This is a genomic window from Methanomicrobiales archaeon HGW-Methanomicrobiales-1 (assembly GCA_002839675.1).
Classification (GTDB): Archaea; Halobacteriota; Methanomicrobia; order Methanomicrobiales; family Methanospirillaceae; genus Methanoregula.
The window spans coordinates 542590-558545 of sequence record PGYM01000002.1; the positions used below are offsets into that span (position 1 = coordinate 542590).

Consider the following 15956-nt stretch of genomic DNA (forward strand, 5'->3'; position numbering starts at 1 on the left):
AGTTTTGATCTCTGATTCGTATATCAGAGCAGTTCCAGTGCGGCACGCCCGGTCATGCCGTTCTTGATTCCCCGTCCCATGGCTGACCGGTTGGCTTCCTTGACAATCCCTTTTAAGAGATCCTCGGTATCGACAATGGACGGGCCGATGGATGGCCTGACTTTTGCGGCCGGGTAACTGAACGAGTCGAGCGCCGCGACATCGAACGCGCCACACCCGATCATTCCCACATCCGTCTTGATCGCGACAAGGTTCGCCGGGCCAAGGGGGATAATAAACCCTTCAGCCACTTTTCTGGTCAATTTAACGTTTACCTGCTGCATATTCTCCTGTGATTATGGTTGGCGCGGGGGAATAAGAAACATGCGGCCAGAACGATAAGTTTACTTTTTCACGGGCGCTACACTGGACAACACACACGGTGCTTATGGCAACTCCTGTCCTTACCCTGCTTGCCGATGTAAAGGCCGGTCACCGGCTTACTGAAAAGGAGGCCCTCTCACTCTTCTCGGCCCGCGACCGCCAGGTCTGGGATATTGCCGCAACCGCCGATGAGATCCGGAAACAGCGTGCCGGTGAGGCTGTCACGTATGTCCTGAACCAGAACATCAATGTGACCAACCTCTGCGTCAATACCTGCGGGTTCTGCGGTTTTTCGAAAAAACCCGGCGACGAGGGGATCTATTTCCACGACAAAACCGAGATCCAGAAGAAAGCGGCAATGGCAAAGGCCCGGAGTGTCTCTGAGATCTGCACAGTCAGCGGACTGCATCCTGAATTCACCGCACAATCCTACATCGATGTCTACCGGTGGATCCATGAAGCTGCACCGGGCGTCCATCTCCACGCGAGCAACCCGATGGAAGTCGCGTACGCGGCAAAAAAAAGCGGTATGAGCACGAAAGAGGTGCTTGTCGCCATGAAAGGAGCCGGGCTGGGCTCGATGTGCGGGACAGCAGCCGAGATCCTGGTGGATTCCGTGCGGGATACTATCTGCCGTGAGAAGATCCCGACTGCCGAATGGGTACGCATCATCAAAGAGGCACACGGGCTTGGCATTCGCACAACTGCCACCATCATGTACGGCCACTGCGAAAGCGATGCCGATCGCGTGCGCCACCTCGCGGTCCTGCGGGAGATACAGGATGCCACCCACGGGTTTACCGAGTTTGTGCCGCTCTCGTTCATCCACATGAACACGCCCATCTACCGCGCCGGTCTCGCCCGGGCGGGAGCAACGGGGAGAGAGGATCTCCTGATGGTGGCTGTTGCACGCCTCTTCTTGGATAACGTTACCAATATCCAGGTCTCGTGGGTAAAAGAAGGGATCAAGATGGCACAGCTGGGGCTTATTGCCGGCGCCAATGATCTCGGCGGCACCATGTTCGAAGAGAGCATATCCAAAGGCGCAGGTGCGGTCAATACCGATTATCTCGATCCCAAAGAGATGCAGCGCGTTGCAGAGGATGTGGGCAGGCCGCTCCGGCGCCGCACGACGCTGTATGAGCTATTGTAGCACGTGAGCAGGTCCGGGCATTCGCTGATTTTCAAAGGAACACGGATTTACCATGCGAAGACACGACCGCGAGATAACCGATCGACCTGAAATGGAATCTCTTCTCAAGGAAGCGACGGTGTGCAGGCTCGGGTGTGATGATAACGGCAGCCCCTATATTGTTCCGCTGTCGTTTGGTTACCGGGAGGGCGTGATCTATATTCATTCCGCTCACGAAGGCCGGAAGATCGCCCTGCTGCAGAAGAACCCGGAATGCTGCATTGAAGTTGATGAATGCATAGGAGTCCTGCCCGATAAAAAACCCTGCAAATGGGAGATGCACTACCGGAGTGTCATCTGCACGGGAAGAGCTCACTTCGTGACCGATCCTGAAGAGAAGCGGGAAGGACTGGACTGCATCATGCAACATTATGGTGCAGAATCACACCCCCTGTCGGAAAAAGATCTGCTGAGTGTCTGTGTGATCAGGGTTGATATATCAGAAATGACGGGAAAAAAATACGGGTACTGATTTTTTCAGTGATGATCCTTTTTCACCAGGCGGATTATTTTATCCCCGATCTTCTGGGCTTTTTCCACCGCTTCCTTGTCAGCGAGAACTTCGCCTTCGTGATACCCGTTACCCTTGACGGAGCCTAACGAAGAAAACTCGTGGGTGCTTAAGAATCCTTCCAGCGTCTGGATTGTCCGGTTTGCGCCTTTATTTGCCTGAACAGCCACAGCGACGCCTTTTTTTCCTGCAAGTTTCCGGTCATGATACAGGGAATACGTGCGGTCGATGAAATTCTTGAGATGACCACAGACATCATAGTAATAGGTGGGTGAACCGATTATGAGCACATCGCAGTCGAGTATCTTTTTGGCAATGGCATCCCAGTCATCGTGCTCGATCACGCACCATTTCTTCTCCTTGCATTTCTCGCAGCCCAGACACGCGTGGATCTTCTTTCCTGCGAGCGAGACGAACTCAGTCTCGAGTCCCGCACCATGACAGCGTTCGAGAATGACATTGACCAGATTTGCGGTGTTGCCATCCTTGCGCATGCTTCCTGAAATTCCCAGCACCTTCATATGTTATCCTTCACGCCCGGGTTCATGATTGTTTTGGTGGCTGGTAAGAGTCCGAGGTGCCGGAACGCAGAGAGGATCTCGTCTTGCGGATCGCCCGTACGGTAAAAAAGATGGGAAACACAGGTACAGTCACTGCACCCGAATTTCGGAATACCGCCCTCACCCAACTCGTCGGCAAGCCGGCATTCCAGACGATCACTGGTAACCGCAGAGACCGCGTACACGAGGGAAAAACAGGGCGAAGTGTGGAGATAATCCACGTGCCATTTTGGCTGTTTGTCACGCTGTGCAGCAAGCCGGATATGGCGTTCCAGCCGTTTCAAGCCCCCGCTGCCCAGCGCTGAACCGACATAGCAGTGCCACCCGGGCTGGAAATGGATCTCCCCGAGCGCACCGACCCGGACCGTGCAGCCGGGATTTTTAAAAACAAGACAGTAAATTCCCTTATCCATAGCCGCTCTTGATCAGGCTGAGTGCAGCGGCGATGTGACGGTTCCCGCCGTCTTCCACCGGCTCCCCGTGACCCGGGAAGAGCCCCTCGACATCCAGCTGCGCGAGGCGTTCGAGCGACCGCTGGAGTTCCGCCCTGCTCCCGCCCGGGAAATCATAGCGTCCGAATGCGCCATCGGTAAATACCGTATCGCCACTGAAGAGAAGCTTCTCATTCTCGTTATACAGGCAGATGCATCCCGGGGTATGGCCAGGGGTATGAATGACGGTGAAATCCCCGATGATATCTCCATCTTTTAACATCAGGTCTGGCATAACCCCGGGTGAACGGGCACCAAAGTGCATGGAGAGGTTTTGCGATTCTTCGAGCATCCCACGGGCATCGCTCCGGTGGATGGCAACCTTGGCCTTGCACATGTGCGCGATCTCTTTAACACGGGCGATGTGATCGAAATGGCAATGAGTAAGGACGATGGTCTCGATCTGCTCCTTGTAGGGGGCAACTGCCATCGGCATGACCCCGGCATCCACGAGAATATTTCCCACAACATAGGAGTTTCCCCAGACATCCCCGCTTGTCAACCACTCGACCTTCATGCACAATAATAAGGACTCCGCACAGATGTTTCTTATGGATTTGCTGGTCCGCAGATGTTCTCGCGGTGTTCCGGAAGAAGTGGCAGCGGTGGCCCGGGCGGAAGGGATGGATCCCGTCCGCATGGCACGGCTGGTTGCGGCTGGCAGGGTTGTCATCCCGGTAAACCCCAACCGGAAGCACCAGCAGTGTGCGATCGGCGAAGGGTGCACGGTCAAGATCAACGTGAATGTCGGCACCTCTGGTTCCCGGTGCGATATCGCGATGGAGGAGCGGAAGGCAAAGGCAGCGCTCGATAACGGTGCCGATGCCATTATGGACCTCTCGACCGGTGGTGACCTTGTTGCGATCCGGAAGAAGATGCTCGCGCTGGATACGACGGTCGGGACTGTGCCGGTCTACGAAGCGGTGCGCCGTGCCGGTAACGCAGTGGATGTGGATGCGGACCTGCTCTTTAAGGTCATCCGGGAGCACTGCCAGCAGGGTGTGGATTTCTTAACCCTTCATTGTGGCGTGAACCGTCAGGCACTCGCGGCGCTCAAGAGTGATCCCCGGATGATGGGCGTGGTAAGCAGGGGCGGTTCGTTCCACTGCGCGATGATGATGCAGCGGGACGAGGAGAACCCGCTGTATGCCGAATACGATTACCTCCTAGAGATCCTCGCGGAATACGATGTGACGATCAGCCTCGGGGACGGGATGCGCCCCGGCTGTATGCAGGATGCGGAGAAACTCGCGAAGTCTGTGGAGTACATCACGCTCGGCACGCTGGCAAAGAAGGCGCAGGAAAAAGGAGTCCAGCGGATGATCGAGGGACCGGGTCATATGCCGCTCGACCAGGTGGGCTACAATGTGCGGATGATCAAGGAGATCACCGACCATGCCCCGCTCTACCTGCTCGGACCGCTGGTTACGGATATCGCGCCGGGATACGACCACGTGGTTGCGGCCATTGGCGGAGCGACTGCCTGCCTCAACGGCGCCGACTTCCTCTGCATGGTCTCGCCCAGCGAGCACCTTGCGCTTCCGGATGTCGCAGATATCATCGAAGGGACCCGGGTGGCAAAGATCGCTGCGCATGTCGGGGATACCGTCCGGAAGCACGAGGGCTGGAAGATGGACCGCGAAGTTCAGATGGCGGAGGCCCGGCACGAGCTTGACTGGGATGAGCAGTTCCGGCTGGCGCTCTATGGGGATCATGCCCGCAAGATCCATGAGCGGGATGGGGAGACCGAGACCTGCTCGATGTGCGGGGATCTCTGTGCCGTCAAGATGGTCAACGAGCTGTTCGGGACTGCACCGAAGGGCAAAGGGAAGAAGGGAAAGTAGACCCCTGTCAACGAGCATTATGACATCCGGAGTATCCGATCTCAGATTTGTCCCTGCAACAGAAACAGATCTTGCCCGGATGAACGAGTTGATCAATGATCCGGAAGTTATCCGGTACCTGAATATCCTCCCCCCGGTCAGCATAGACCGGACCCGTGCTTTTTTTAACCTCGCGCAGGCGAAAGGATTCCCCGTCTGGTGCCTGAAGTTGCCCGATGTCGGGACCGTTGGTGTTGCCAGCCTGATCCCGGAAGATCCGTCAACAAAGCTCGGCCGCAATACCACTTTCGCGCTCTACCTGATGCCAGCATGCTGGGGAAAGGGGCTGGGAAAGGCGACGATGCGATTCCTTGAGGCGGAGGCTATGAAGCGAGGGCTTCACCGGCTCGAATGCACGGTTGCTGCCGATAACCGCAGGGCGTTCCGGTTGTATGAGGGGCTCGGGTTTGTACGAGAAGGGGTCAAGCGGAAGGCCTTTTTCAATGGTTCGCAGTACGAGGATCTCGTTGTGATGGGGAAGCTGCTGGATTAGGACGATTCATTAGTGATCCAACTTCTCTTGGCAAAGGGGGGTGGTACCCTGTCCAAAATGTGAGGGGGGGATACCCCCCCTCTCCAAAACCCGAGGGGGGGACCCCCTCCCCCCCTGTCGTACGAAAGACAGGGTACCACCCCCCCTTTGCTACACGTACCCGGCCACGGTTTCCGATGGAGTCACGACGCAGAGCCCTTCGTACTGACCGGAACCCGGAGGGGGGTACCCCCCACTCAAAAGTACGAGAGGGGGATACCGACCCCCCTGTCAAAAAAATGAGTGGGGGTATACCCACCCCCTCTCCAAAAAGTGAGGGGGGACCCCCTCCCCCCTTGTCTTACGCAAGACAGGGTACCTCCTCCCCTCCGGGCGCACGTACCCTGCCACCGCTTCGCATAGAGTCACGTCGGAGATGGTCTTTTACTATTGGTCGTCCGGAAGGGGGTATACCCCCTCTCTTCCGTACGAGTGGGGGGGACCCCCTCCCCCTCTCCAAAATAAGAGGGGGGGATACCTGCGTACCCTACCCCCCCTCCAATAAAAGACAGGGTACCCCCTCTCTTGCGCGGGACAGGGTACCTCCCCCCCAAATGAAAAAGAAGAAGCGAAAGCGATCCCGTTATTTCAACGGTTCCTTGCCGGCAACTGCATCCGCAACCTGTGCCATCGTGACCGGCAGGGTTTTTGTAAACGGGATCGACCAGCCGAACAGGAGGGCGTCGATGGTTGCCGTTCCCTTGATGGTCACCTGTACACTGCCCCTGGTGACAAAGGTCGCAAGTGCCGCGAGAATGGCGGCGTTCCGGGAGGTGACCGGGATGCGGAGTACGGTACTGCCCCGGGCAGGGATCTGTATCCGCCCGGTATTGCCAGAAGCGATCTCCTGGTCGCGGTTGCCGGAACTGCACATGACCGTAAACGGCAGTTGTCGCAGGGTGATGCCGATGAGGTTAGGGTTCTCCACCCGGATCATCACATCAAGATCAAGCGCCGAGAGCGAGATTTTCCGGACCCTGACATCCTCCAAGGTAACAACCGGGTCGTGCATGACTGGCATTGTAAGAACGTACGATAGTCCTGCCTATAAGCATGTCCGTTATGGCCGGGCTATCTCCTCGCATGAAGTTCCTGTTCCATTGCCGCAAGGCATTCGGTCGCCTGCTCTTCGGTTATACCCGGGGTATCCCTGATACGGTTGAACCGCTCGCACATCAGCTCCGGGCATTTCCCGCAGTGTGGCAGTTTCCGTTCCGTGGTGCAGCAGGCATAGATCTGGCACTGGTCGATACCTACGTATGCAGTCCAGAACGGTTTTCCCTTCGTTGCTTCGCATCCGGGGCACTCCTTCTTGTGGTGGTCACAACCGCTGCATGAGTAGCCGCAGACGGTTTGAATTTTTTTCATTGCCATACGAAAAGATTAGAAAATGGGATAATAAAAGGGTGGTCTGCGCTGTGAAAGTTACCATTGTGCGGAGCTTTGCCATCTTTATGGATCTGTCCGCGATTAACTCTGTTTTCCCTTATCCTTTCCTAAAACCGCGTCAATGATCTCGTGTTCCGTAACATCCACGGTCTTTGAAAACGGCAGGGTCCAACCGGCAATAATGTGATCGATAACCGCGTTTCCTTTGATCTCCAGTTGGACACCGCCTTTTTCAATAAGTGACGTAAGTGCTTCGATGAGTACAAGGTTGTATGTCGTAACCGGAACATTGATCTCACTGCTGCTATAAGCATCAATCTCCACCCTGCCGGTGTTACCCGAAGCAATCTCTACCGGATGTCCCCCGGCCCGGAAAAAAACAATGAAAGGTAACTCACGGAGAGTTGCGGTGATGGAATTGGGGTTTTGCACCCGGAGTTTCACTTCGAGATCAAGAGATGCGATGTGGAAGGCGAGGATCTTCACCCCTTCGAGCGTGACAACGGGTTCATGCAGGTCAGGCATAGTTCAACGATTGGACAGCGAGAGAGATAATGGCAGCGTCCTTGTCATTCGGAAATCCATTCCGATTTTCCTTTCGTTTTGTTGCACCCGGGGCATTTTTGTGTGTGATGACGTCACAGGTATATCTGCTGACCAAAAAGCATTCAATACACCATTGCCAACCTTTGGAGAATCATGGCTTTGAGTGAATTTTTTTACCAGATCTTCGAGTCCCTCCCCCGCCAGGGGCCCGGCTGCCCGGGTGCGACAAGGAAAGCGTTTTCCTATCTTCCCCCACTCCCAAAGGATGCGAATATCCTCGATATCGGATGTGGTTCAGGAACCCAGACCCGGGGCCTGGCAGCACTCACCAGCGGCACCATCACCGCGGTTGACAATCACAATCCGTTTCTCGATACTATCGATGAAAAGGCGAAAGAGGATGGTACTGCCGGGCGGATCAAAACCGTATACGCTTCGATGGATGCCCTCCCCTTTGAACAAGGACAATTCGATCTCATCTGGTCCGAGGGAGCTGTTTTCATTATCGGTTTTGAAAAGGGACTCTGGACCTGGAAACCTCTCCTGAAAAAGGGAGGTTACCTGGTTGTATCAGATGCCGCGTGGTTCGAACCAAACCCCCCGGACGAACTTGTCCAGTGGTGGGAGAAGGAGGGGTATATTCCCAAGACTGAGGATCAGCTCAGGGAACTTGTGAAGATAGCGGGGTATCGCCTCATCGCAACGTACCGGCTGCCGGAGGCCGGGTGGTGGGAGAACTACTATGTCCCGATGCTTGCCCGTATAGCGGAACTGAAAAAGGCCCACGGCAGCGATCCAGAGCATGCCGCGATTATCGATTCTCTCGAGGCTGAAGCGGAAACATACCGGAAGTACAAGCGGTATTACGGGTACACGTTCTTTGTGATGCAGAACGGGTGACGGAATCGCAAAAGTGAGCAGGGGTGCGTCATTTGAGGGGATCCCCCTTTTTTCATAACCGACCACCATTCTGAAATATCCGCAACTCCTTCCGGTAAATAACTGATACTTATGACAGACCTCAGGACTCTTGCTCTTTCCCTTGGTGCGGATTATTTCGGCGTTGCCGATCTCTCATCGACCCATGATTTTATTCTGGCGCAGGGAGGGGACCGGGTTGCCCGGTATCCACGGGCAGTTACCATAGGTATGGTGCTTCAGGACAGCCTTGTTGACCTCCTGCCGGATAAGGATCCTGCAGGAGCGATCGTGTACCATCACAACAGCTACGATGTCGTCAACCAGATGCTTGACCAGATCAGTGTCCGGGTGGCTAACGAGCTCCAGCGGGCCGGCTATAGTGCCTTTCCTGTACCGGCATCCAAGAGGACTTCCGATGAAAATATCAGCGGTATCTTCTCGCAGAAACTTGCGGCGCACCTTGCAGGTCTGGGCTGGATCGGTAAGAGCTGTCTGCTCATCACGCCGGATCATGGCCCCCGGGTCCGGTGGGTCAGTGTTCTTACCGATGCACCGCTCAGCCCGACCGGCTCTCCCTTGGAACAGCAGTGCGGTAAATGTACTGCATGTGTGGATATCTGCCCGCAGCAGGCGTTCACGGGAAGGGTTTTTTGTGAAGATGAACCCCGGGAAGCACGGTACGATGCAGCGGCCTGTGACCGGTATTTCAAAGAGCTGGAGAAATCCCGGGGTGTCGGGGTCTGCGGCCTGTGCCTGTATGTCTGCCCGCACGGAAGGAAATCCGGAAAAGGGAACCGCCAATAAGTGCAGGCCCGGTTTTTTTGATGTTATAATCGAAAAAAAAGAGTTTAAAAAGAGATTGTGAGAATCAGGTTCTCGTTAATTTCAGTATCCTGACTGCCAGCCATGCCGCGTTATCCCCATTATCCACGCCAACGCATGCGACCGGAACTCCTTTTGGCATCTGGGCAATCGAGAGGAGTGCATCCATACCGTTCAGCGTCCCGCTCACCGGGACACCGATGACCGGCTTGTCGGACTTGGATGCAATTACTCCGGGCAGGGCTGCGGAAAGGCCGGCAATCGCTATGAAAATTTTTGCATCACTTGTCTTGATATACGCATCCAGCTTGTCGGGATCACGGTGAGCGGAGATGATCTGGGTGTCGTACGACACCTTGTTCTCATCAAGGACTTTTTTGACCTTGTCCGTAATTGCTGCATCCGATGCAGATCCCGAGATGATAGCTACGTCAGCCATACTTGCCATCCAAACATATATTGTGCCTTTATAGATATACTATGAGCAGATCCACATGGAAAAAGAACTTCTCCTGATGCTGCCGGGCCCGGTCCCTATGCCTGAACGGGTCAGGCTTGCAATGATGCGGCAGGCAATGAACCACCGCAGCGCCGAGTTCGGTGCCGCGTATGCCGATTGTGTGCGGGTCCTCAAGACCGCCTTTGGAACGACAAACGATCTCATGGTCATCAGCGGCTCCGGCACGGCCGGCATGGAAGCAGCGATTGCCAACGTGGGAAAGGACAAGGAGATCGCCTGTCTCGTTAACGGGAAGTTCGGCGAGCGTATGCTGAAGATCAGCCAGCGCTACGGAAAAGCCCACGAGATCAAGTCCGAGTGGGGAACCCCCCTTGACCTTGCGGCACTGGAAGCCCGGCTGGAGCAGGGTGCGCAGGTAGTCACGCTCGTGCACAACGAGACATCCGTTGGTATCAAAAACCCGGCAGAGGAAGTAGGGAAGCTTGCAAAGAAGCACGACGCCCTGTTCATCATGGACGGCATCACCTCCATTGGCGGCGACACGGTTGAAGCCGACAAGTGGGGCGTTGATATCGCTATCACCGGCTCGCAGAAATGTTTTGCAGCACCAGCCGGTCTTGCGATGGTCTCGGTGAGCAGCCGGGCATGGGAGCGGCTCAGCAAGAACCCACCCTATTACCTCGACCTTGCCGCATACAAGAAGAGTGCCTCGGGAACTCCGATGGAGACACCGTATACACCGGCCGTCCCCCTCTTTTTAGCGCTCCGCGAAGCCTGCCTCATCATCGAAGAGGAAGGTCTTGCCGCACGAATCGCACGCCACCACAGGATGTCGGGTGCAGTGCAGGCTGCAGCAAAGGCATGGGGCCTCTCCCTCTTCCCGAAGATCGATGCAAAGCACGGGTACTCCTCAACGGTCACCGCGGTTGAGTATCCCGCGGGCGTCAAGGACGACGAGATGCGGGCGACCATCAAGAAGATGGGCATCGTGATTGCCGGCGGGCAGGATCACCTGAAGGGTAAGATCTTCCGCATCGGCAGCATGGGCGCAGTCAGCGCACCGGAGATTCTCGCTACCCTTGCCGCAACCCAGCATGCGCTGAAAAAGTCAGGATTCAAGGTGCAGGGCGATGGCGTTGCTGCAGCCTGCGAGGTGCTGGGATGAGGGTGGGCGTAGCCGATACCACCTTCTCACGCGTCAACATGGGAGCGATCGCTATCGACGAGCTCAAGAAGCACGCGAGCGTGGCGATCGAGAGGACAACGGTGCCGGGGATCAAGGATCTTCCCGTTGCCTGCAAGAAACTTATCGAGGAACGCCGCTGTGATATCGTGATAGCACTTGGTATGCCGGGCGGAAAAGAGAAGGACCGGCTCTGTGCCCACGAAGCATCGCAGGGGCTCATCACCTGCCAGCTCATGACCAACACCCACATCATCGAGGTGTTCGTGCACGAGGATGAGGCAAAGGATGGCAAAGAGCTTGCCTGGCTTGCCGAGCAGCGGACCCGCGAACATGCGGTCAATGCCGTCAAGCTCATCCTTCGCCCCCGGGACCTGGAAAATGAAGCCGGTACCGGTCAGCGGCAGGGATTTGAAGATGCCGGCCCGGCCCGCCGCTAATTCAGGGTGCCAATCCAGTACATTTGGGAACAGAAGCGTACGGGTTTATGAAGTTCAATAAAAAAGAGATGATCAGCTATGTGTGACACACAACCAATAAAACTGGGATTTGTTGTTGCGGAATTCAACCGTGACATCACGTACATGATGGAGATCGAAGGCAGAGAACACGCCGCATTCCTTGGCGCTGAAGTAACGGACTGCATCTATGTGCCGGGCGCGTACGATATGCCGCTTGCGATCAAGAAGATGCTCCAGGCCGGAAAAGTCGATGCAGTCATCACGATCGGGTGCGTAATCGAGGGCAATACGCAGCATGATGAGATCGTTGTGCAGCACGCAGCCCGGAAGATTATCGATCTCTCACTGGAATTCGGAAAGCCGGTTACCCTCGGCATCTCCGGGCCCGGTATGACCCGGCTCGAAGCGAACGAGCGGATCGATTACGCAAAACGTGCCGTTGAATCTGCAGTCAAGCTCGTCAAGCGACTGAAATGAGGCAGCTTTCGGAAAAGATTGCAGCGGTCGCTCCCTCAGCAACAATTGCGATCTCCGATAAGGCCAAGAAGATGACCCGGGAGGGTATCGACGTCATCAGCATGTCGATTGGCGAGCCGGACTTCAACACGCCAAAGCACATCATCGATGCCTGTATCGATGCGCTGCACCGGAACGAGACGCACTATGCGCCGAGCAATGGCATTCCCGAGCTCCTCACTGCCATCAGCGAGAAGGTCGTAAAGGAGAACCATTTCCCCTGCATCCCGTCACAGGTGATTGTTGCCTGCGGTGCCAAGGATGCGATCTATGAGGCGATGGAAGCCGTCATCAATCCCGGTGATGAGACAATCCTGCTCACACCCGCGTGGGTGTCGTATGAACCCTGTGTGCAGATCGCCGGGGGAAAAGTTGTCAAGCACGCGGTCAATCAAAAAACCTTCCAGCTTGACGATTCCCTGCTGGAACGGGTGAATGCAAATACCAAGATGATCGTGGTCAATTCGCCCTCGAACCCGTCCGGTGCAGTGTTTGATAAAAAATCCCTGAAGCTGGTTGCCGATCTCTGCGAGGATTTCGATCTCTACGCGATGTCCGATGAGATCTACGAGAAGCTGGTGTATGGAAAGGAGCACATTTCCCTGGCATCGCTCGGGGATATGGCGCACCGCACCATTACTATCAACGGGTTTTCGAAATCATATGCCATGACCGGTTGGAGGCTCGGCTATGCGGTGGCACCGGTTGAGATCATCCGCGAGATGTCCAAGGTGCAGCAGCACTCCGTGAGCCAGGCAACCACCTTTGCGATGTGGGGTGCCGTGGCAGCGCTCAAAGGCGATCAGCAGTGCGTGGAAGCAATGCGCCTTGAGTTTGACAAGCGGAGAAAATACGTTATCTCTGAACTGAACCTGATGGGCTATGAGACAGCACCAGCCGATGGTGCGTTCTATGCGTTTGTCAAAGTCGGTGGCGATGATATAGAGATTGCAGACCGCTGGCTCGAACAGGGGCATGTCGCTGCCACCCCGGGCAGCGCCTTCTATGCCCCCGGGTGGATCCGGCTCTCGTATGCAACCTCAATGGACCGGCTCAAAGAGGCAATGGGACGGATCCGCAGGGTTGGGTAAAATATTTTTTTATCCTCTTTCAGGGAACATTATTTTCTGAGAACCGCTAGTAACCCGGGGATCTCACGATATCCTGCTGATCCGCAGTGCAGCAGGGTAATTTTTTCTGGAGAAGCACAAAGAAGGCTTTCGTCTCATCGGTTTCATCGGATAACTGCACCCAGAAGGACTGGTCGATCATAAACTGGATTTTTTTGGCATCATAATCAAGCGTTATTGCCCTGAAAAACGTACCGCCCCGCATGGTATAGAGCTGCATTCGCGTGACCGAGGTGAGCGGGATCTCGTGGACCGCTTCTGGACGAAGAAAACCGGGGGCAACCGTGAAGATTATGCGTTTGTTCGTCAGGGCCACAATGCCGTTCGCATACCAGAAACGCGCAAAAACCTGGCTCCGTTTAATAACTTCAATCTCCTCTCTGTGCAGCAGCATAAACGAACGGGTAAACTCGTTCATCATGGCCGGATCGATATCGACCGGCGGGTTCTTTTTCACACTCCGCAGGGCAAACACCCTGATAACCCTGCCAGCCACCAGCGGAAGCACAACACAAAATACTATAATGAAAACGGCGCCACCGATAAGCTGGGTAACCAGATCCGGTTGTCGTGGGTCCCCTTCAGGCTGGGAAATATCCACGATCTGGAGGGCATTGCTGTTCTTACTCGCGACATATGCGTAATTTCCTGAAACAACAACGCCGGTCGGGAAATCCAGGGCAAGCCCCTCCATGTGCACCATGCTCCCGGCATGCCGGGGAGCGGCCGGGTCGGAGATGTTCACGACCTCAAGGGCATTGCTTTCCTTGCTTGCGATATAGGCATAATTTCCCGAAACAGCGACACCGGTCGGGGCCTTCAGGCGGGCTCCGCCTTGTCCATCGGATATGCTCCCTACGTGCACAGGAGTGGCCGGGTCGGACACATCAACGATTTCCAGGGCATTGCTTCTCTGGCTTGCGATATAGGCATACCTGCCGACAACAACAACCTCGGCCGGAGTATTCAGGAGAGCGCCGCTTTCCCCGTCGGATATGCGGCCTACAGGGAGCGGGCCTGCCGGGTTGGAGATATTCACAATCTCAAGCGCTCCCCAGTATAAGCTGGTGACGTAGGCATAGTTCCCCGAAACCCAGACACTGGTCGGGCCGGCCAGCTTCGCATGGAAGGATCCGTCTCCGACAGCGCTTTTACGGACAGGGTTTGCCGGATCGGATACATCGACGATCTCCATCATGCCACTATACGCGGAGGGGACATAGGCATAATTTCCCGACACATACACGCTGATCGGACCCTTCGGGCCCGGGTTGAACAAGTTCTCTGCTGCTCCTATGATGATGCTTCCTTTGTGTTTTGGCGAGGCTGGATTGGACACATCCACGATTTCAAGAGCATCGCTTTCGTGACTTGCGATATAGGCATAATTTCCTGAAACAAACACGTCCAGCGGCCTCTTCAAGAGAGACCCCCCGGTCCCGTCCTTTATGCTTCCGGCATGCCGGGGCCATCCCGGATTGGAAATATCAATGATCTCCAGCGCATTGCTCCCCTGGCTTACGACATAGGCATAATTTCCTGAAACGTACACCTTTATCGGGCTGTCCAGGAGAGCGCCACCGCACCCATCAGGGATTACATTGACATGGGTGGGCATTGCTGCCGCAGGACCAAGGGAGGATATCACCAGGAAAAATGCAACGAACACTAATACGGGTTTTCTCGGGAAATCGGTCATAATAACTACGGTATCCAGCAGGAACAGGCTCTTGATATTAATTGGTAAAATTATTCAATATGGTCTATCCGACATTAATTTTCCGAGAATTTCGAATTACCCCCGAATTTCTAAAGATTGACAGATTTCCAGTGAACTAATCCATATTCTGGATAGGATTTCGCCCCGGGTATCTGCTGCATGTTCTCGTACCGGTTCTGTTACATCTCCATGACATTAATATATCCGGACAGGATGAAACCTGATGAAGGGACGTTGCCTCCCGCTGGCTCGAACAGGGGCACGTTGCTGCCACCCCGGGCAGTGCTTTCTATGCCCCCGGGTGGATCCGGCTCTCCTATGCTACCTCAATGGACCGGCTCAAAGAGGCGATGGGACGGATCCGCAGGGTTAGCGGGAAATAATATCCCCTTTATTCCCCAGTCCTGTTTTTTTACGTTTTTTTCCACCAGATCTTTGCGAACGTGGAATCTCCTGATATGACAATCTCTGATCCTTCTGTCCGGATCAATGGTCTGAGATAGTCATCCAGTATCTTTTCCTGTTCCGGTCCCGTGACATTGAACCGCTTCCGGAAAAAAGCAGTCATCTCGTCCGTTGTCGTAAACCAGTACTCTTTTTTGAGCGGTAACATCTCGACGTTTGGATAGATTCCCATCTGGTACAGGACCCCAAAAAGGCAGTCTGCCTTTGGCCCGGGATGGTAGGGCTGTCCGTGGAGTGACCCCCAGAGATCAGCATACATCCGTTCCCAGAACGGCATATCCACAAACCAGAAGAGGTACACAGAACCCCGCGAGACCGCATCCATCTTCCGGAGTGCGAGCCGGATGTCTTCCATAGTAAGCGAGAGCGATGCGATCACCACATCATACTGCCCGGAAAGATCGCTTGCGGGGATGATATCCTCCCAGCGTTTGCGGACAATGGTAATATTGGAGATGCCCTCCTGTTTCATCCGCTCGCTCATGATTGTCGTCATCCCTTCCCCCGGCTCTATTGCAGTAATCTCCCTTACTCGTGATGCAAGGGGAATCGCAAGCGTGCCCGGCCCCGCACCAATATCCAGCACCCGGGACTCTTTTGTTATATCCAGGCCATCGATTGTGGTTATGATACGTTCGTCATATTCACTGCGGGACGTGGAATCGTATCGTTCAGCATTCTCCCGCTTGTTCCAGTTATGCGAGGGGTCATCGGAATGCTTTGATGATTCGTGCAGGACCTGTCGTGCCTTCCAGATCCCATTCCAGTCAGGATCAGGACAGGGGGGTATGGGTGCCGGGCTCATACGATC

Annotated in this window: 20 protein-coding genes and 1 pseudogene; 11 read left to right on the top strand and 10 right to left on the bottom strand. The window is 55.1% G+C overall.

Annotated elements, in window-relative coordinates:
• Nucleotides 1–23 precede the first annotated feature (23 nt).
• On the bottom strand, nucleotides 24–323 hold the full coding sequence (locus tag CVV30_09045) for a DUF1805 domain-containing protein (GenBank protein PKL69683.1): 300 nt from the start codon (nucleotides 321–323) through the stop codon (nucleotides 24–26).
• A gap of 104 nt (nucleotides 324–427) precedes the next feature.
• Between CVV30_09045 and cofH the strand changes: the two genes are divergently transcribed.
• Together cofH and CVV30_09055 are read left to right on the top strand one after the other, a co-directional pair.
• Entirely contained in the window at nucleotides 428–1516 is a 1089-nt protein-coding gene (gene cofH / locus CVV30_09050; GenBank protein ID PKL69684.1) for a 7,8-didemethyl-8-hydroxy-5-deazariboflavin synthase subunit CofH, read from the top strand.
• Between the two features lie 52 nt (nucleotides 1517–1568).
• Complete coding sequence (locus CVV30_09055; GenBank protein ID PKL69685.1) at nucleotides 1569–2027, top strand: pyridoxamine 5'-phosphate oxidase family protein; 459 nt, start codon at nucleotides 1569–1571, stop codon at nucleotides 2025–2027.
• Between the two features lie 5 nt (nucleotides 2028–2032).
• Here CVV30_09055 and CVV30_09060 read toward each other — a convergent pair whose 3' ends face one another.
• Genes CVV30_09060 through CVV30_09070 form a run of 3 tightly spaced genes read right to left on the bottom strand, consistent with a single transcriptional unit; the run spans nucleotide 2033 to nucleotide 3634 of the window.
• On the bottom strand, nucleotides 2033–2587 hold the full coding sequence (locus CVV30_09060) for a flavodoxin family protein (GenBank protein PKL69686.1): 555 nt from the start codon (nucleotides 2585–2587) through the stop codon (nucleotides 2033–2035).
• Nucleotides 2584–3039, bottom strand: a complete 456-nt coding sequence (locus CVV30_09065) for a DUF123 domain-containing protein (protein ID PKL69687.1) — start codon at nucleotides 3037–3039, stop codon at nucleotides 2584–2586. Before CVV30_09065 ends, CVV30_09060 begins: the two co-directional genes overlap by 4 nt.
• On the bottom strand, nucleotides 3032–3634 hold the full coding sequence (locus CVV30_09070) for an MBL fold metallo-hydrolase (protein PKL69688.1): 603 nt from the start codon (nucleotides 3632–3634) through the stop codon (nucleotides 3032–3034). Before CVV30_09070 ends, CVV30_09065 begins: the two co-directional genes overlap by 8 nt.
• Before the next feature lie 25 nt (nucleotides 3635–3659).
• Here CVV30_09070 and CVV30_09075 point away from each other — a divergent pair, with 25 nt between their 5' ends.
• Nucleotides 3660–4961 (top strand): phosphomethylpyrimidine synthase, encoded by a 1302-nt coding sequence (locus CVV30_09075; GenBank protein PKL69791.1) that lies wholly within the window; start codon nucleotides 3660–3662, stop codon nucleotides 4959–4961.
• Nucleotides 4831–5493, top strand: coding sequence for a hypothetical protein (locus CVV30_09080; protein PKL69689.1), 663 nt, complete (start codon nucleotides 4831–4833; stop codon nucleotides 5491–5493). The genes CVV30_09075 and CVV30_09080 overlap by 131 nt, the downstream gene beginning before the upstream one ends.
• A gap of 622 nt (nucleotides 5494–6115) precedes the next feature.
• On the opposite strand, the gene CVV30_09085 is transcribed toward CVV30_09080, so the two are convergent.
• From CVV30_09085 to CVV30_09095, 3 genes are all read right to left on the bottom strand, one after another.
• Nucleotides 6116–6553 (bottom strand): hypothetical protein, encoded by a 438-nt coding sequence (locus CVV30_09085; protein ID PKL69690.1) that lies wholly within the window; start codon nucleotides 6551–6553, stop codon nucleotides 6116–6118.
• A gap of 50 nt (nucleotides 6554–6603) precedes the next feature.
• Complete coding sequence (locus tag CVV30_09090) at nucleotides 6604–6906, bottom strand: hypothetical protein (protein ID PKL69691.1); 303 nt, start codon at nucleotides 6904–6906, stop codon at nucleotides 6604–6606.
• Nucleotides 6907–7002: 96 nt separating this feature from the next.
• Nucleotides 7003–7446 carry a hypothetical protein gene (locus tag CVV30_09095; GenBank protein ID PKL69692.1) on the bottom strand — a complete coding sequence of 148 codons (444 nt, stop codon included), beginning with the start codon at nucleotides 7444–7446 and terminating at the stop codon, nucleotides 7003–7005.
• A 174-nt stretch (nucleotides 7447–7620) separates the two neighbouring features.
• Here CVV30_09095 and CVV30_09100 point away from each other — a divergent pair, with 174 nt between their 5' ends.
• Nucleotides 7621–8367 carry a class I SAM-dependent methyltransferase gene (locus CVV30_09100; protein ID PKL69693.1) on the top strand — a complete coding sequence of 249 codons (747 nt, stop codon included), beginning with the start codon at nucleotides 7621–7623 and terminating at the stop codon, nucleotides 8365–8367.
• 111 nt (nucleotides 8368–8478) lie between these two features.
• Complete coding sequence (locus CVV30_09105) at nucleotides 8479–9192, top strand: epoxyqueuosine reductase (protein ID PKL69694.1); 714 nt, start codon at nucleotides 8479–8481, stop codon at nucleotides 9190–9192.
• 64 nt (nucleotides 9193–9256) lie between these two features.
• Here the strand turns inward: CVV30_09105 and purE are convergent, their stop codons facing one another.
• Complete coding sequence (gene purE, locus CVV30_09110; GenBank protein ID PKL69792.1) at nucleotides 9257–9649, bottom strand: 5-(carboxyamino)imidazole ribonucleotide mutase; 393 nt, start codon at nucleotides 9647–9649, stop codon at nucleotides 9257–9259.
• A gap of 55 nt (nucleotides 9650–9704) precedes the next feature.
• On the opposite strand from purE, the gene CVV30_09115 reads away from it, so the two are divergent.
• From CVV30_09115 to CVV30_09130, 4 genes are all read left to right on the top strand, one after another.
• Nucleotides 9705–10835 (top strand): aminotransferase, encoded by a 1131-nt coding sequence (locus CVV30_09115; protein ID PKL69695.1) that lies wholly within the window; start codon nucleotides 9705–9707, stop codon nucleotides 10833–10835.
• A complete protein-coding gene (locus CVV30_09120; protein PKL69696.1) occupies nucleotides 10832–11293 on the top strand; it encodes a riboflavin synthase in 462 nt (153 codons plus the stop codon). Before CVV30_09115 ends, CVV30_09120 begins: the two co-directional genes overlap by 4 nt.
• Nucleotides 11294–11371: 78 nt before the next feature.
• Nucleotides 11372–11791, top strand: a complete 420-nt coding sequence (locus tag CVV30_09125; protein PKL69697.1) for a 6,7-dimethyl-8-ribityllumazine synthase — start codon at nucleotides 11372–11374, stop codon at nucleotides 11789–11791.
• Complete coding sequence (locus CVV30_09130; protein PKL69698.1) at nucleotides 11788–12921, top strand: aspartate aminotransferase; 1134 nt, start codon at nucleotides 11788–11790, stop codon at nucleotides 12919–12921. Before CVV30_09125 ends, CVV30_09130 begins: the two co-directional genes overlap by 4 nt.
• A 46-nt stretch (nucleotides 12922–12967) precedes the next feature.
• On the opposite strand, the gene CVV30_09135 is transcribed toward CVV30_09130, so the two are convergent.
• Entirely contained in the window at nucleotides 12968–14659 is a 1692-nt protein-coding gene (locus CVV30_09135; protein ID PKL69699.1) for a hypothetical protein, read from the bottom strand.
• A gap of 281 nt (nucleotides 14660–14940) precedes the next feature.
• On the opposite strand from CVV30_09135, the pseudogene CVV30_09140 reads away from it, so the two are divergent.
• Nucleotides 14941–15063 (top strand): annotated as a pseudogene (locus CVV30_09140) (aspartate aminotransferase).
• Between the two features lie 29 nt (nucleotides 15064–15092).
• Here the strand turns inward: CVV30_09140 and CVV30_09145 are convergent.
• Entirely contained in the window at nucleotides 15093–15950 is an 858-nt protein-coding gene (locus CVV30_09145) for a class I SAM-dependent methyltransferase (protein ID PKL69700.1), read from the bottom strand.
• Between the last annotated feature and the right edge of the window lie 6 nt (nucleotides 15951–15956).

Bases quoted from the DNA above. Each gene is read 5' to 3' on its own strand.
- CVV30_09045 (PKL69683.1), bottom strand. From the start codon at position 323: ATGCAGCAGGTAAACGTTAAATTGACCAGAAAAGTGGCTGAAGGGTTT.
- cofH (PKL69684.1), top strand. From the start codon at position 428: ATGGCAACTCCTGTCCTTACCCTGCTTGCCGATGTAAAGGCCGGTCAC.
- CVV30_09055 (PKL69685.1), top strand. From the start codon at position 1,569: ATGCGAAGACACGACCGCGAGATAACCGATCGACCTGAAATGGAATCT.
- CVV30_09060 (PKL69686.1), bottom strand. From the start codon at position 2,587: ATGAAGGTGCTGGGAATTTCAGGAAGCATGCGCAAGGATGGCAACACC.
- CVV30_09065 (PKL69687.1), bottom strand. From the start codon at position 3,039: ATGGATAAGGGAATTTACTGTCTTGTTTTTAAAAATCCCGGCTGCACG.
- CVV30_09070 (PKL69688.1), bottom strand. From the start codon at position 3,634: ATGAAGGTCGAGTGGTTGACAAGCGGGGATGTCTGGGGAAACTCCTAT.
- CVV30_09075 (PKL69791.1), top strand. From the start codon at position 3,660: ATGTTTCTTATGGATTTGCTGGTCCGCAGATGTTCTCGCGGTGTTCCG.
- CVV30_09080 (PKL69689.1), top strand. From the start codon at position 4,831: ATGCCCGCAAGATCCATGAGCGGGATGGGGAGACCGAGACCTGCTCGA.
- CVV30_09085 (PKL69690.1), bottom strand. From the start codon at position 6,553: ATGCCAGTCATGCACGACCCGGTTGTTACCTTGGAGGATGTCAGGGTC.
- CVV30_09090 (PKL69691.1), bottom strand. From the start codon at position 6,906: ATGGCAATGAAAAAAATTCAAACCGTCTGCGGCTACTCATGCAGCGGT.
- CVV30_09095 (PKL69692.1), bottom strand. From the start codon at position 7,446: ATGCCTGACCTGCATGAACCCGTTGTCACGCTCGAAGGGGTGAAGATC.
- CVV30_09100 (PKL69693.1), top strand. From the start codon at position 7,621: ATGGCTTTGAGTGAATTTTTTTACCAGATCTTCGAGTCCCTCCCCCGC.
- CVV30_09105 (PKL69694.1), top strand. From the start codon at position 8,479: ATGACAGACCTCAGGACTCTTGCTCTTTCCCTTGGTGCGGATTATTTC.
- purE (PKL69792.1), bottom strand. From the start codon at position 9,649: ATGGCTGACGTAGCTATCATCTCGGGATCTGCATCGGATGCAGCAATT.
- CVV30_09115 (PKL69695.1), top strand. From the start codon at position 9,705: ATGGAAAAAGAACTTCTCCTGATGCTGCCGGGCCCGGTCCCTATGCCT.
- CVV30_09120 (PKL69696.1), top strand. From the start codon at position 10,832: ATGAGGGTGGGCGTAGCCGATACCACCTTCTCACGCGTCAACATGGGA.
- CVV30_09125 (PKL69697.1), top strand. From the start codon at position 11,372: ATGTGTGACACACAACCAATAAAACTGGGATTTGTTGTTGCGGAATTC.
- CVV30_09130 (PKL69698.1), top strand. From the start codon at position 11,788: ATGAGGCAGCTTTCGGAAAAGATTGCAGCGGTCGCTCCCTCAGCAACA.
- CVV30_09135 (PKL69699.1), bottom strand. From the start codon at position 14,659: ATGACCGATTTCCCGAGAAAACCCGTATTAGTGTTCGTTGCATTTTTC.
- CVV30_09145 (PKL69700.1), bottom strand. From the start codon at position 15,950: ATGAGCCCGGCACCCATACCCCCCTGTCCTGATCCTGACTGGAATGGG.